Annotated in this window: 20 protein-coding genes; 10 read left to right on the forward strand and 10 right to left on the reverse strand. The window is 64.7% G+C overall.

Annotated elements, in window-relative coordinates; all coding sequences use genetic code 11:
* The first annotated feature begins 20 nt into the window (after positions 1-20).
* The 10 genes from AB0B64_RS15000 (at position 21) to AB0B64_RS15045 (ending at position 4816) form a co-directional block, all read left to right on the forward strand.
* On the forward strand, positions 21-620 hold the full coding sequence (locus tag AB0B64_RS15000; protein WP_358177702.1) for a hypothetical protein: 600 nt from the start codon (positions 21-23) through the stop codon (positions 618-620).
* Positions 620-805 carry a hypothetical protein gene (locus AB0B64_RS15005; protein WP_358177704.1) on the forward strand — a complete coding sequence of 62 codons (186 nt, stop codon included), beginning with the start codon at positions 620-622 and terminating at the stop codon, positions 803-805. Before AB0B64_RS15000 ends, AB0B64_RS15005 begins: the two co-directional genes overlap by 1 nt.
* Before the next feature lie 64 nt (positions 806-869).
* Positions 870-1106, forward strand: coding sequence for a hypothetical protein (locus tag AB0B64_RS15010; protein WP_358177707.1), 237 nt, complete (start codon positions 870-872; stop codon positions 1104-1106).
* Positions 1103-1363 (forward strand): hypothetical protein, encoded by a 261-nt coding sequence (locus AB0B64_RS15015; RefSeq protein WP_358177710.1) that lies wholly within the window; start codon positions 1103-1105, stop codon positions 1361-1363. Before AB0B64_RS15010 ends, AB0B64_RS15015 begins: the two co-directional genes overlap by 4 nt.
* Before the next feature lie 132 nt (positions 1364-1495).
* Positions 1496-1705, forward strand: coding sequence for a hypothetical protein (locus AB0B64_RS15020; protein WP_358177713.1), 210 nt, complete (start codon positions 1496-1498; stop codon positions 1703-1705).
* A complete protein-coding gene (locus AB0B64_RS15025; protein WP_358177716.1) occupies positions 1702-2223 on the forward strand; it encodes a DUF6879 family protein in 522 nt (173 codons plus the stop codon). The genes AB0B64_RS15020 and AB0B64_RS15025 overlap by 4 nt, the downstream gene beginning before the upstream one ends.
* A gap of 10 nt (positions 2224-2233) precedes the next feature.
* Positions 2234-3079, forward strand: a complete 846-nt coding sequence (locus AB0B64_RS15030) for a helix-turn-helix transcriptional regulator (protein ID WP_358177719.1) — start codon at positions 2234-2236, stop codon at positions 3077-3079.
* Between the two features lie 65 nt (positions 3080-3144).
* Positions 3145-3450, forward strand: a complete 306-nt coding sequence (locus AB0B64_RS15035; RefSeq protein ID WP_358177722.1) for a hypothetical protein — start codon at positions 3145-3147, stop codon at positions 3448-3450.
* Positions 3451-3952: 502 nt separating this feature from the next.
* On the forward strand, positions 3953-4540 hold the full coding sequence (locus AB0B64_RS15040) for a hypothetical protein (protein ID WP_358177725.1): 588 nt from the start codon (positions 3953-3955) through the stop codon (positions 4538-4540).
* Between the two features lie 144 nt (positions 4541-4684).
* Positions 4685-4816 carry a hypothetical protein gene (locus AB0B64_RS15045; protein WP_358177728.1) on the forward strand — a complete coding sequence of 44 codons (132 nt, stop codon included), beginning with the start codon at positions 4685-4687 and terminating at the stop codon, positions 4814-4816.
* 72 nt (positions 4817-4888) lie between these two features.
* On the opposite strand, the gene AB0B64_RS15050 is transcribed toward AB0B64_RS15045, so the two are convergent.
* The 10 genes from AB0B64_RS15050 to AB0B64_RS15095 all read right to left on the reverse strand — a co-directional run bounded on the left by AB0B64_RS15050 (position 4889) and on the right by AB0B64_RS15095 (position 13967).
* Positions 4889-5440, reverse strand: coding sequence for a hypothetical protein (locus AB0B64_RS15050; protein WP_358177731.1), 552 nt, complete (start codon positions 5438-5440; stop codon positions 4889-4891).
* Positions 5441-5587: 147 nt separating this feature from the next.
* Complete coding sequence (locus AB0B64_RS15055; protein ID WP_358177733.1) at positions 5588-5941, reverse strand: hypothetical protein; 354 nt, start codon at positions 5939-5941, stop codon at positions 5588-5590.
* Between the two features lie 721 nt (positions 5942-6662).
* Positions 6663-7013 carry a hypothetical protein gene (locus tag AB0B64_RS15060; protein ID WP_358177736.1) on the reverse strand — a complete coding sequence of 117 codons (351 nt, stop codon included), beginning with the start codon at positions 7011-7013 and terminating at the stop codon, positions 6663-6665.
* 69 nt (positions 7014-7082) lie between these two features.
* Positions 7083-7556 (reverse strand): hypothetical protein, encoded by a 474-nt coding sequence (locus tag AB0B64_RS15065; RefSeq protein WP_358177739.1) that lies wholly within the window; start codon positions 7554-7556, stop codon positions 7083-7085.
* A gap of 11 nt (positions 7557-7567) precedes the next feature.
* The gene (locus AB0B64_RS15070; RefSeq protein WP_358177742.1) at positions 7568-8509 is read right to left on the reverse strand and encodes a peptidoglycan-binding protein; all 942 of its coding nucleotides are present in this window, start codon (positions 8507-8509) and stop codon (positions 7568-7570) included.
* Between the two features lie 117 nt (positions 8510-8626).
* Positions 8627-8875 (reverse strand): hypothetical protein, encoded by a 249-nt coding sequence (locus AB0B64_RS15075; RefSeq protein ID WP_358177745.1) that lies wholly within the window; start codon positions 8873-8875, stop codon positions 8627-8629.
* A gap of 38 nt (positions 8876-8913) precedes the next feature.
* On the reverse strand, positions 8914-10092 hold the full coding sequence (locus AB0B64_RS15080; protein WP_358177748.1) for a hypothetical protein: 1179 nt from the start codon (positions 10090-10092) through the stop codon (positions 8914-8916).
* An 18-nt stretch (positions 10093-10110) separates the two neighbouring features.
* Complete coding sequence (locus tag AB0B64_RS15085; RefSeq protein ID WP_358177751.1) at positions 10111-11424, reverse strand: hypothetical protein; 1314 nt, start codon at positions 11422-11424, stop codon at positions 10111-10113.
* A 2-nt stretch (positions 11425-11426) separates the two neighbouring features.
* A complete protein-coding gene (locus AB0B64_RS15090) occupies positions 11427-12959 on the reverse strand; it encodes a hypothetical protein (RefSeq protein WP_358177754.1) in 1533 nt (510 codons plus the stop codon).
* A 3-nt stretch (positions 12960-12962) separates the two neighbouring features.
* Entirely contained in the window at positions 12963-13967 is a 1005-nt protein-coding gene (locus AB0B64_RS15095; RefSeq protein ID WP_358177757.1) for a hypothetical protein, read from the reverse strand.
* Positions 13968-14030: the final 63 nt, after the last annotated feature.

A 14030-nucleotide genomic window follows, 5' to 3' on the forward strand; every position in this document is an offset into this window, starting at 1 on the left:
TCCATCTGAGAAGGAGACACATGTCCGGGTGTGGCCTGAAGGGGCGCGCGGTCGTCGAGGTCTACGAGAACGGGATGAGCGTCCACGACTACGACCACTGGGTGAAGAACTTCATCAGCGTTCATCGGGGCATCGCCGAAGGTCGGCTCGACCCTGAGTTCGCCGACTGGTCCGGTACGGAGTTCTACATCAAGGAGGCAGGCTCCACCGACCTGGTATTGGTCGGGCTGGAGGCCAACGAGCACGACGACGAGACCGTCCACGTGCGCTGGCACAACTACGACTACGACACCCCCAACGGCGTTCCTTACCTTGTGGACGGCACGGCCCTGGGGTTCTCCTTCGATCTGTACGAGGGTCTGGATCGCTACACGCTGACGGTTGTCCCCCGAGAGTCGGCAGACGAGCCGATGCCCGAGGGCTGGAACGGGAAGTGGATCTTTGCTGAGAGTTGCCCGCTCTGGGGTGTCCCAGAGCCTAAGGGCATGTGGGCATGGGTGGACTCGCACACACTCGGCGGCGGTGTGAGCGGCGACGTTCTGGTGACGCCGCACGGCGAGGAGACCGGCGTCGAGAACCCCATCGCTACCCGTGAGATCGCGGTTCGGAGGAACGGCTGATGGAGGCCGAGAAGCTGGGACCCGGTACGTGGATCACGCTGTGGTCCAGTCTCTGGGGCAGCAACGACGTCAAGGTGCGCGAGATCGATGTTCGCGAGAAGGACGGCGAGGTCCGAATCAAGTCCGAAGAAGTCGAGTGGGCCTGGTTGGTCGTGCCCATCGGTACGGAGGTGGACCTGGCCTAGCTGGGTCGGCCGGCCTGGGGTCCGTGGGATGTCCCCACGGGCCCTTCTCTCTGCAAGGAGGAAGATGCACACCATCCGAACGCAGGACACGGGCGTCGAGGTGGCGACCGCTTTGACGGTCTTCGGCTTCTCCAAGTACGTCGAGCTCGTGATGCGTAAGACGGCGCCCGGGATCACGTCGGTGGCCTCGGTGGAGGTCGCCCCCGAGGAGCTGACACAGCTCATCGACTTCCTGATCTACACCTACAACGGGTGGGTGGACGCGGGCGTCGTGGACACCACGAAGTACCGGCTCGATTGAGCGAGTACGTGCCCGACGGCCTGGCCTGGAAGCGGGACATCCCGAAGGACCGCAGGGGTGCCCGAGTCCGCCACTACGAGCAGGCCGACCGCTTCATCGAGGGGGCCGGGGACGTGACTTTCACTGTGGCCGGCGGTGCCGGCCGATGGTTCGTCCAGAGGTCTCACTTCGGCTCCAGCCCGGAGCCTCATCGAACCCGGTACTTCCCGAACCGTCGTACGGCCACGAAGTGCTTCGAGCACCTGGCGTACGGCTGACCTCAGAAACGACGAGAAGCCCCCAGCCGGCGAAGGCTGGGGGCTTCTTTCTTCTTCATCCCCCCTTGACCAAAGCCCCACATCCGGCAGACCATCGAGAAATCCAAGAAATTTTCCGAAGGGATCAAGCAAATGAAGCTACGTTTCCTCGGCAGTACCTCGGACGGCGGCGCATGCCCGACGCTGTACGAAACCGATCGCGGCACATTCGTTGTCCAGGGGGACGAGGTCACCGACCCGGAGGCGCTGGCCGAGCTGCGCAATGTGCTCCCGGGCGAAAGCTTCGTGGAGATCCCGAAAGAGCTACTCCGCTTCGCGACGCCTGGCGAGAGCGGAGCATGAATCTCGTCACGGGATCCGACTTCCACGCCCTGTTCGCCGAGTTCAAGCGTTCGGCGTTCCGGTTGGAGGGCCGGGACAGGTACTACGCGCCTGATGAGCGGGAGCGGCTCAGGAAGTTCCTCGCAGGGGAAGGCTACGATGTTGCCTCACGGCTGGCCGCCCCTTGGTGGCAGATGATCCGTGACGCCACCGCAGGCGGCAAACGTGTCCAACGGGTCCGTGTAGTGACCGAACCGCTCGGCGACTACAGCCGATACGCGCTGGCCGGAGCCCGCATCAACATCGACGGCGGGGAAGACATCCGCTACATGGGGCGCGACCGGGCGGTCTCGCTCGGTCTGCCGGAGCACGACTTCTGGCTGTTCGACGAAAGGCTCGTCGCCTGGTTGCACTTCGACGACGAAGACGCGTTGCTGGGCGCTGAACTGGTGGAAGACCCTGACATTGTGGAGCAGCACATGCAGTGGCAGGTGACGGCGTGGCAGCATGCCACTCCGTATGACGACTACATCCGATAGAAAGCAGCACGTGTCCGACGTCCACCAGGTCCGTACAGCCCTAGGCCAACGACTCCGCGGTCTCCGTACCGGCGCCGGTTTGTCCGGAAAGAGTCTCGCGGAGTCGTTGGGCTGGCCATCGTCGAAGGTCTCCAAGATCGAGCACGGAAAGCAGACCCCGACTGCCGAGGACATCACTGCCTGGGCGCGGGCCTGCGGCGCAGAGGATAGCCCGAGCGAACTGCTGAGCCTGCTCGGCAACCTGGAAACGCTGTACGCCGAATGGCAACGGATCCTCCGCGCCGGCACCGGCAAGCGGCAGCAGACCTACCAGGAGATCGAGGCGAGTACCCGCACGCTGCGGGTCTTCGAGTCGCTGCTGATCCCTGGCCTGCTACAGACGCCAGATTATGCGCGGGTCCGCCTGGCCGAGAACATCGAGCTATGGGGCGGCGTCAACGATCTGGACGAGGGTGTACGGCAGCGTATGCGCCGACAGGAGATCCTCTACGACTCCAGCCGCCGGTTCTATTTCGTCCTGTCGGAGGCGGCACTGCGGACACTGCTGTGCCCCCCGCAGGTGATGGCTGGCCAGCTCGAACGGCTGATCGCCTTGTCGCTGTCGCAGACGTTGAAGGTGGGCATCATCCCCTTCACCACGGTTCTGCCGATCAGCCCGAAGCATGGGTTCTGGATCTACGATGACCGGCTCGCCACGGCGGAGACGGTGACCGCCGAGTTGCATCTCACCCAGCCGGACGAGATCGAGCATTATCGGCGCGTTTTTGACGCCGTCTCAGGAGTTGCTCACTACGGCAGCGACGCCAGGCAGATCATCACAAAGGCTTTGAGCGACCTAGCCGCAACTTTGAGCTAACGATCTTGAAGAAATATTGAGCAATTTGCTTCCCATGTAGATCGGTCGTCTTTACCGTCCTGGGCATGGACAGTCACGGGTCCGCAGCCCCCACACCATCGCCCGTCTCGGGCGCCACGAGCAGGTCTGCCGACGGCGACGTGACGCGGCGTCGGCAGGCCGACCACCTGCCCCCGCCTCCCCGACGTGTCTCTGGTCCTGTCGAGATCGCTGAGTTCCACGACATCCGCCAGCGCGATGACGGGATTTGGATCGCCGTCCACGACAGCGGCCGGGTGATCACTGCCCCGAGTCTCAGGCGCCTGGAGTACATCGAGGCCCTGAAGGTGCGCATCCTTTACTCGTTGCACACATCCGGGGCGGCACTCTGATGACGATCGAGCTTAAGAACTCCCCGGCCTGCCGCGTCGCCTCTGTCACGGTGCGCCGGGTGGGTGGTCCCGCGACTCATTGGTCCGCAGCCCAGATGGCGGCGGTCGGAGGGACGGCGCGGGACCACCATCAAGGCTTCCGGTACAGCGGGCCCGCCTGGACCGCATGGCTCGTTGCCGGATGCGTCCCTGCCCGTTCCGGACCGGCAGGGACTGGCCGGGGCCCGTATCCACCGCACGGGACCCCGGCCCTCGACCGTAAGGAGAGCCGTGCCAGAAGACCCACCGCCGGACGACTGTCCGCCGTGCGGCCCATTCACCCAAAAGATCGTCAACGGCGTCACCATCTCGACATGCGACAAGTGCGGACTGACCATGCAGGGCTGGTAGGGGCGGTGGAGGACGGAGATGAGGCTCAGCGGCACAGCAGCAGACCGAAGCCGCTGCCTCTGCCATGGATCACGTCCCCGAGGGAGCTGCCGTTCCGGACGGGGGAGCCGACGTGACCACGACCGCCGTCCGGGTGCCGTACGTCGTCGCCTACGAGGTCGAAACCGTCGCGCTCAACCTTGCCACCATCCATGACGTGTGGGCGCTGAGCGGGCGTCGGCTGTCCTACACCGACCCCGTGGCGAGTGACTGGGTTATGGGCGTGCTGTGGGCCCGGCAGAAGTGCGATCGGCGCGGGAAGGTCAGCTACAAGGAGATGCACACCCTCCGGCAGCGGAAGTGCATGCTGCACCGGCTCTGCCAGGTGTGCGAGGGTCCCGCGCTGAACCCCGGCACCGGGCGCATCTCCTGGGTGTTCCACGAGGAGCAACCCGCCGCATCCGGCCGGGTCAGCAAGCCGCCGACGTGCCTGAGGTGCATCCCGGAGGCTCTAGCCTCGTGCCCGCATCTCCAGCAGGACGCCCGCGTGTACTCCTCGGGCGGCTACGAGCCGTGGGGCGTAAAAGGGATCGTCCTCTCCCCTGGCAGCCAGCCGACTCGCCAGGACGTCCAGCTGAACGACCCATTCACGCTGGAGTACACCCTCGCCAGGGCTCTCATCGTCCACGTGCGGGATCTGCGGCCCGAGCGGGCCCCATAGACAGCCCGGCTTCCACTTCCCTCGGCATTGGTCGCGGAAGCCGGGCCCTCAAGTCCCGGTGTTATAACAGCGCGCCGGGCACCACCGGGCCTCGCACCTTGGAGGGAAACTTGGTGCGGGGCCCATCCACTATCTGGAGACTTCATGGGTGCACAAGTGCTGATCTGGGGGAGCTTCATCGTCGGCTCCCTGCTGGCCATCGTCGCAGGGGTCTTATGCACCGAGCCTCTTTCCAACGGCCTGCGCTGGCTGCGGCGGCGAGTACGCCGTCGTTGAGCCGGCCGTAGAGGCACAAAAAAAGCCCCCACCGTGAGGCGGGGGCTTCTTACATCTCTCTACGTCGTCGCGTCAGAAGATGGGGATACCCCATCCGGAGAACGGGAGAACGTCAGGGCCTGGCAGAATTTCAACCGCGGCCCAACGCAGGTGCGCAGGGTTTGCGCCGGTCGTCAGCTCAAAGCTGATCGCTTGGTTAGGAGCTGCCGCAAGCGCGTTCTTGTAGAACGCCGATCCGGAGTCCTTGAGCTGCATGAACCACGGGGAGCTCGTCGCCGAGCTATCTACGGCTGGCGTGCTCCGGGCGTTCCAGTCATTCACCACGCCAATTGTGAGCGTCCCGGCCTTGGTTGTCGTGAACGCGTTGTGAACTGTGGTGCCGGTCTGCTGGGTACTGCCTGTGGCCACCTTCCCCACAGGTGTTGTCGGATCGGCTCCGGTGACTACGTACACCTGCAAGCCGCCACTATCGAAATATCCGGACCGGGCGTTGACCGTCATGTCGGTTTGTGCCGTGGCGAGGTATGTCGTGAAGATCGCAGCAGTTCCCAGAGCAGCACCGCTGCTCTCATTCCAGTTGATGGCCTGCTCTGTCCAGATGAGTCCGGCAACGTTACTACGCATGGAGAACGTGTCTGTAGTGTCTCGCCCGGTGCATGCCACCAGCAGGGAACCAGCAGGGGGTGAGAAGGGGGCTGTAGTCGCGTCGGGCACATTGGCTGCCATGACCATGGCCGGCGTCGATGGATGAATCGAGAGCATCAGACCCGCCTAGGCAATCGTGATTTGGACGGTCAGATTTGCTCCCGCAACGGTCGAGCCGATCGTGTCCACATCAACCGTGAGGTACTCGCCAGGCGCGACGCTCGTAACCGTCATGCCGGTTGCCCTGCCCGACGTGTTCTGTCCGGCAGGGATCGACGGGCGGTTGGCCTGCGTGCCGAAGATCGTGGTTCCGCTCTTGTTCACGTCGATTGTTAGAGCCGCGCCTGTGGGTGCCGTGCCAACGGTCGCTCGGACCCCGGTAATGGTCCACGCGGTAGCCGTGTCGTTGTAGATGCGGAACGTCCCGACGCCCACAGTCACATTGCCACCGATGGAGTACGGCAGGGTGCCGGGCCCCATGGGTCCGGTAGGGCCGGTGCCGCCTGGGTTTCCGGCAGGCCCCTGAATACCCTGGTCACCCTTCGGGCCTTGAGGCCCCTGCACTCCCTGAATGCCTTGGAGACCCTCGGGTCCAGTATTGCCGGGCGTGCCGGGTGAGCCCTGTAGGCCCTGCGGACCCTGAGGACCTTCCGGACCTCGTGGCCCTTTAGGGCCGACTAGGGATGCGAGCCACTGAGGCTCGGTCCCCACGAACCCACCAGCAACGGCCCGCTCGTAGGCGCTAGCACCGTTTGCGCCATTGGTTCCCGGGACACCCTGCACGCCCTGCGGGCCAGTCTCACCAGCGGGACCCACGGCACCGGGATCTCCCTTGGGGCCTTGGGCGCCAGTAGGACCTGACGCGCCGGTATCACCCTTGGGACCGGTTGGCCCCTGGTCGCCCTTCGGACCGGTGGCGCCGGTAGCGCCAGGAGGTCCAGCGCTGCCCGTGTCGCCCTTAGGGCCTTGAAGTCCGGTCAGGGAGGCAAGCCACTGCGCCTCGGTGCCCGGGTATCCCGCCTGGACGGCCACCTCGTAGGCGCTGTAACCACGCGGACCCTGAGGGCCAGGCCCTCCAGACTCTCCTCCGGTTAGGTAGCCGGCCTCGATGACCTCGACATCGCTGGCCTCAGCGATCGAGACAACTGCGGCGTCTTCGTTGATCTGGACGACGCTGCCGTCTGCTGTGATCTCGATGGTGTCACTCACCCGTGGTCACCTCCGCAGAGACCGAGATCGGACCCTGGACGAGCCGCGTCACCGTGCCGTCGGGGAAGACCACCTCCAGGTCGTAGACCCCCGTGAGGGAGGTCCAGGCCGAGGAGACCGATGGCGGGATGGAAAGGGTGATCATGCCTGCGGGGCCGTCGATGGTCAGGCCGTCTCCCTCGTCGGTGTCGAGGCGGTGTATGAGCGCTCCGCCGACGGCGGTACGGATCTCCATCCGGGCTCGGCAGCCCGTGAGGTCCACAGGTGTGGTGTTGCGCAGCCACCGGAAGCCGCGGCGTACGGTCGTGCCCTGGTCGATCTTCAAGCGGTAGACGCCTGCCATCCATACTCCCTCGGACGTGAGAAGGCCCCCGCCGAAGCGGGGGCCGGTTGTCTCTTGCTGCTGGGACGGTTACTCGCTGGTCTCGGCGCTCTTGTCGTTGTGGAGGTAGGACACGACAGCGGTCAGGACCGCCTGGCCCACGGACAGGCCGAGCAGGCGCCAGTCAATGGCCGCGCCAACGGTCAGCGAGGCCAGGACTCCACCGACGGCGATCAGCACGGACGCGATCAGGCCCTGGTAGCCGGTGCGGGTGGCGCGGTACTTGGCGTTGGCGGGGTTGGTAACAGCCACGTCTTTGGTCTCCTCTGTCTCGTCGAGCAGGTGATCGTCGAAGACCCCGTACGGGTCCTCGGGTTCGGGGGTGTAGGTGGGAAGGTCGGCTGTGCGGTTCTCGGGCACGAAGTACCGGTCGAAGAACGGGTCGGGCTCAGGCTCCGGGGGAGCCGATACCAGCAGCACGTCCTGCTGGGGATCTGGGGTGGACGGCTTGCTCTGCTCGTCCATCAGCCGCTGGAAGGATGCGGCGAACTCGGAGGTGTCCAAGGGATGGCTCCTTACAGGCCGAGGGCCTTGAGGGTGTCTTCACCGGCCACGCCATCGACCTTGAGCTTGTGGCGGGCCTGGGTGTCCATGACGGCGACCGTCATGTACGAGCCCCACTTCGAGCCGGGCTTGAGGTAGGTGTAGCCCTTGGCGATTAGCCGGTCTCGAAGGCGCTTGACGTCGGCTCCCTCGTCCCCGAGCTTCATCGCTCGGGCGGCGGGCTTGGTGGCCGCCTTGGGCGGCGCGGCGGGGGGCTTGGGGGCGACGAGCTTGGCCCAGGTGTCCTTGCCAACGACGCCATCGTTCTCCAGGCCGCGGTTCTGCTGGAACACCATGACCGCGTGGTGGGTCGAGGGTCCGAAGTCCGCATCCGCGGCGATGTCCCAGCCGAAGGCTCGGAGCATCTGCTGGACCTTCTTGACCTCGGGACCGTGGTCCCCGAGCCGGATCAGGTGGCCCGGGTAGGACTTACCGTCCCAAGGCTTCTCAGGCTCGTCGGAGGTCCCCGAGTACTTCGGCCTGACGTAGCCGTAGATTCGGCTGGTACCGCGGCTGATCGTCTTCTTGTAACAGCCGTCGCCGTTGCCCTGGATGCCGTTCTTGTCCGAGCCGGAAGTGTTGCCGCCGATGGTGGAGATCGAGGTGACGCTGACCTTGGTGACGAGCTCGACGTGGTAGATGCCGCCGCTGGTGCTGTTGGAGCTGTAGAGCACCAGGTCCCCGACCTTGGGCGTCTTGTACCAGCGACCCTTGGACTTGGCCCAGTTGTACTGGGTGATGGTCGAGGCGGTGTGCGGGTAGTCGGTCCCGGGCCGTAGGCCGGCGGCCTTGAGCCAGACGGAGGTGGAGGCTGCGCACCAGGGGTACCCGTAGCCGCCGTGGGGGTAGCCGGGGATCTTCCCGAACTCCTTGGTGATGGGCGTGACGTTGGAGCCGGAAGGGTTCTCGCGCATGCCCAGATCGGCAGTGGCTTCGGCAATTACCCGTGTAGGGGTCGTCAAAGGACCTCCCAAAGGAAAGGGCCCCGCCTTACGGCAGGGCCCCGAGGGGATGGACTTCTTACTTCTTGCTCAAGGGCTGAACACCTTGATCGCCGCCATGATGAGAGCGGCGATCGAGGAGATGACCGACGCTGAGATGGCGTACTTCCACTTCTCCAGACCCCTGATGCGGGTCTCGTGGTCATCGCTGGCCTCGGCCGAGCGATCGATCTTCACTGCCATGTCCCTCACGTCGTACTTCAGCTCCAGCAGGAGGCTGTAGATCTGGCCAGTGCTGATGAAGACTCCGCCGAGGTTGGGGTCGGTCTTGTCGCTCATTCGTGCAGTGCCTCCCCCTCCGTGTGGGTTATCTGTGCTCACCAGGTGAATCCGGCGAGAGGAACTGCCAGCGACGCTCGCAGGACACCGTTGAGCTTGATACCGGGCGGGCACTTCCACAGCACAAGCTCTTTGAGGGTGTCCAGCCTGACCCAGATGTCGTGCTGGTTGGCGACGGTCACGACGGTGGACACGTAGGCGTGTGCGTAGGTGTCCGCTGCGATGGTCAGCCCGCTGGGCAGGGTGAAGAAGTCCGAGAACGTGGCCAGCTTCGTGCCTGCGCTTGAGTTGCCGGCAAAGTCGGAGTTCTTCCTAGTGATCACGAGGTTGATGTAGAGGGTGGGGCCGAACACGTACGCGGTCGTTCCGGTGTTGATCCAGGAGTTGTCCACCGGAGCGGCCAGAGTTACGGGCGTACTGGTGAGCTTGGCCTTGATCGCGGTGTCAGCGCTGGTGTAGTTGGTCGTGATCGTAGAGAGCTGCGTGGTATGGCTGGCAACCGTGGTCTCCACGGTGCTCAGGCGAGTGGTCAGCTCGGTGGGGATGTCGTTGGTGAACACCTCACGGGCCGACACCCATGCGCCGTTCTTGCCGATGACCAGCCGGGAGCCGGTGACGTCCACGCCCAGCTCCCCATCGCGGGGAACGGGCTCATAGCCCGGCTGCTCGAACTTGAGCGGCTTGACGCTCCGGCTGATGAACCAGCGCCGATCCACCACTTGGGCGACTCCTACGCCCTGCTCGATGTCCACCTGGACAAGCGGGATCTCGGTTCCCGGGTCGGTGAGGTTGACCCTCCACGAGCCTGAGAGGTTGTTCACCCCGTTCTTGATCTGCACGAACCGGAATTCGCCGAGGCCGGCGTCCACCTTGAGCACAACCAGGTCCCGGCGGATCATCTTGCCTGTGCCGTCATCTGTGAAGTCGGCGCCGGTGATGTCGAGTGAGAAGTCCTTCGGGCTCTTGAGGTCGTAGTAAAAGCCGTTGATGGTGGCAGAGCCGGGCTGGACGGTGACAACCGCCTCGGAAGCCCGGACTGCCGTCAGGCCGGCGTTGCCGGCCGAGGGCGGACCTTGCTCCGGCATGGCGATTACGCCGTTGGACTGCCAGGTCTTGGTCATGGTCTGCCAGTGGCCCTGAGTGACGACCTGGCCGGGGCCAGTGGCGAACGGCCAGCCATGCTCAGATGGGTTGGGTGCAAGATCGTAGGTGGCCAAGTCTGTCTCTCCTTATGTTCACCAGTCGGCGTTCTGCCAGGTAACCCCGTATGCCGGGGACCACTCCGAGGTCGCGCCGTTGAGCCTGGCTCGCGCACGGTATGCAACTGGCGCTGAACCCAGCGAGTTGGTCGGCGTTGACTGCCGGATGCGTGTCTTCCACGTGCCGTCCGGGCCCACGGTGGTTGATGGCGGAACGGAGATTTGAGCCTCGCTACCGCCAGGATCGGTGGAGACGGCCTCGAACTCGATGACCGAGCTGGGCGTTCCCGTGCCGACGAGATTCAGCCACGTCCCCAGCTTGGGAAGGTCGGATTCGCCGAGAATCAGCGGCCTGGCCGGCGGTGGCGGAGTGGGTACGTCCGAGGTGTCTATGTCGAACTGGCGGATGACCTCTTCCGATGGACGGAACTCCCGGAATCGCCGGGCTCGCAGATCCCACTTCGAGCCCTTCGGGAAGGTCACGGAGTCGGTAGGGATGGACGCCGTCCAGGTGCCGTCCTGCTGCGGAGTGATGAACCCGCCCTCGGTACCTACCGGGGTCCAGGTGTCGGCGTCCCGGGACGAGATCTCCAGCATGACCCACTCCGAGCCGTCCGTCGCCAGCGGCGTCCCTGTCGGGGAGCTATCCACGACGATCGTCTCGCCGGGCAGGAAGACAGCCGGAATCTTGCTGGGGTCCTCAACGGGCGGCGGCGGGTAGTTGGCCTGTGTGGTGTACCAAAGGCCCTGGCCGTCGTAGCTGTTGCCGAACCGGAACTTGGTATAGACGGCGTGCCTCTTGGCGTCTGCCGGAATGACAACCTTGACGATCCTGCGCTCACCCGGAGAGATCCAAAAGTCCATGATCTCGACCTGCGGGCCCGAGGAGTAGTCCAGCGTGCGGTAGAACTCCACCCACAGTGGCTTGTTGGCCATCTGCGTGTGAGTCACCGAGACGTGGACGTACTTCTCCCGCGTGATCGGATGCGTGGACTCACCCAGCACGTCGAAGGCCAGAAGCCCATCACAGGGGATGATCGGGACGATCGTCTCGGTTGAGCGGGCAGCCGTCGTTCCCTTGGTGCCGTCGTCGATGACGGTGACCGTGTGCTTGAGGCCGTCGTTGGGAATCCAGTAGAGCCGTTCACCCGCCGGGGTGTCCGCGTCTATGGGGTCGCTGACTGTGATGGCGACACCGTCCAGATGCACCCTCGTGTTGTGCGCCGTTCCGGAAGCCGAGTAGTCGATCCAGCAATCCCCGGAGGGGATCGGGTAGTTCAGTCCGGTGTCCAGATCCTGCAAGATCGCGCAGGCGTTCAAGAACTCGACGTTCTTGATGCTGATCGACATACTTACGCCGCCTTTCTCAAGACGAAAGGAACCGTGGGGACCTCATCAGCCGAGATCTCCGGCATCTCACGAGAGGACAAGGTGTTGACTCTGTCCCACAGGCCCTTGACCGCCTTGTAGAGGTACGGCGATTCCGAGGTTCCGTAGGAGCCCAGGGTCGGTGTGACCTTGGGGCCGTCGCTGACGGTCAGCGACAGACGGACTTCGCTCACCAGCTCTCGGCGGGTCGCACCATCGATGTGGGCGCTGATGAAGTCGCCCACCTGATAGTGGGTGTGGTAGCGCAGCCTCGGAGACTCCACCGGATCAATGGTGATCGCTGCCTTGGGTCCGGCTGTGCGGTTGAAAGAGTCCACCTCGTCGGCCAGGGCCCGGTAGTAAGCCGACCAACTGGGTGGGTCGAGCTGCCAGCCGGCGGGCTGGATGGTGTCCTGAGCCCACTGCCACGGGATGTCTCGGCGATCCTTGAATGCTTCGCGGGTACTGCCCCATTCGACTTCGATAGAGCTCAGGCCCTGCTGGGCGAGCGGAATCGTGTAGGCGAACTCAGCGGGGGTCGTGGCCTCATTACCCCACCACCAGGGGTCGCGGGAGCGGTTGCTGTAGAGGCCGAACCAGCGCTCTGGGCCCTGCTTCTCGACGAAGTCTCGGGTGAAGCCATTCACGTTGCCCAGATCGTCAAAGGTGTCGCGGTGCTCAAGCTCCTGCCAGGTGCGGTTCTGGGTGCCGATCACCAGGCGCGTAGCGTCCGGCGCTGCCAGCGTGTAGTCGTAGCTCTGGAGGTTGCCGGACTCCACGGAGAAGTGGACCGCGTCACTGCGGTCACGGGCCGGTGCGAAGGTCACGAGTAGGCCGGGGCCGCTCGCCTCGGGGTCACCGTTGCTGCCCACGCTGGCCGGGTTGGGGTGCCACAGGCAGCGCACGACTAGACCATGGACGGAAGCCAGCAGCCTGGTCAGCTCGTCAATGCGGTCGAACTTGAGTCGAGCGCCATGCGCTGAGTCGTCGGGCCGCAGGTCCGGTGATGGCGGGGCGACGAACAGGTACGGCAGGCGCCGCGGACCGGCGTACTGCGTATTCTGCGTGATCAGGTGGTGCAGCAGCTCTCCCGCGTTCTTCCACGCTCGGTCTGCCGGCCAGTAGGTCGTTGCGCCCTGGAGCCGGATGTCGGCATCCGGCCGGGTCCAGGCAAGGCGCTCGGCAAGGATGTTGTTGTCGTCAACGCCGGTCACTGTGATCGTTCCGGCCCCGGAGTCCGCGGTGGCGCTCCACTTGCGGACGATCTTCTGAATGGGGCCAGACGTGACTGGTACCTCGCTGTCGTCGCGGAACACGACGAACCCACGGCCCGGCTGAAGTAGCCGGGCCTGCGGATGCTGAGCTGGAACGTCCAGCGTCCAGGACCCGACCTCGTTGTGCCTGACGATGGCCTCGAAGTTGGTGAAGGCGGTCACCTCTCCGAGGATGGCCAGCGGCTCGATCAGGCTGTTCTGCGGAAAGGGTGACTCGCGGATGAAGATTCTGAAGCTGTCCACGGATCAGATCCCTAGGTAGGCCGGAAGGTAAGACAGGCCAATCACGGGCCTGTTGTCGGCAAGCCATGCCTCCAACTCCTCAGGAGTGAGGCCGGCAGGCTGATCGATCTGCAACGAGATCTGGTTCGGGCCGGGCTCAAGCGCCCACATGTCGGATGTGATGTCGAAGCGGCTCCACATCGGGGTGCGGGGGCCGGTGCCGTCACTGGCCTGCTGGTAGATGTCGGGCTCGCCGCGGGTCGTCTCGATGGTGAGGGTCTGGCCATGGGGCAAGCTGACGGCCCTGTTGAAGCGCAGGCTCTTGACCACTTCGCCGTCTGCGTCATGGAGGCGAAGGCTGAAGGTTGAGTTCAGAGGGCCCTGGATCGTCCAGCGAGGCTGGACCGCAGCGTCGCCGACGCTGGACAGGAGCTGGGTAGTGATCCACTCAGGATTGGACGAGAGCGTCAGGCCCTGGCCCGGGGCCACTCCATCGACACTGAGGAAGGGGTTGGCTCCCTCGGCTGGGATGAACGGGCGCAGCACGTCGTACTGGACGAAGGATGCCTCGGTCCGGAACAGGCTGCGGAAGTACGGGTCGGGGGCCCGCAGAATGAGGCCGTAGCTTGACCAGGTCACGCCCTGTGAAGATCCATCGCCACCTTCCACGCCTGAGACGTAGTAGCAGGTGAGCTGCTTGGTGGGCTCGGCTTCGAGTGGACCTCCAGAGGCCGGCTGCCCGTATTCGGTCACGAGGAGCTGGACGAAGCCCTTGGTGGGGTTGAGGGAGGTGATGAGCTCCCGCTTGAGCTTCATCATCGCGGGCCTGGTGGGTGCGATGATCTTGAGGGGGAGGAACACTTCGCGGATGCCTGCTCGGGCGGATCTCACGAAGCCGCCGTCGATGGCGGGATACTCGTCGGCGTAGATGGTGTAGCTGGGGGCGTCGAGGCCCTTCGCGCCCGGCTGGAGTAGCACCGCTGCCGAGGTCGCACCCTCGCCAGCCAAGGTGTAGAGCCGGCCGTCCACGCCGCGTAGTTGTACGACTGTGGGCTTGAAGATCTCCACTCACACTCCTTGGGGCACAGCAAG

It is taken from the genome of Nonomuraea sp. NPDC049129 (genome assembly GCF_040648495.1).
Classification (GTDB): Bacteria; Actinomycetota; Actinomycetes; order Streptosporangiales; family Streptosporangiaceae; genus Nonomuraea.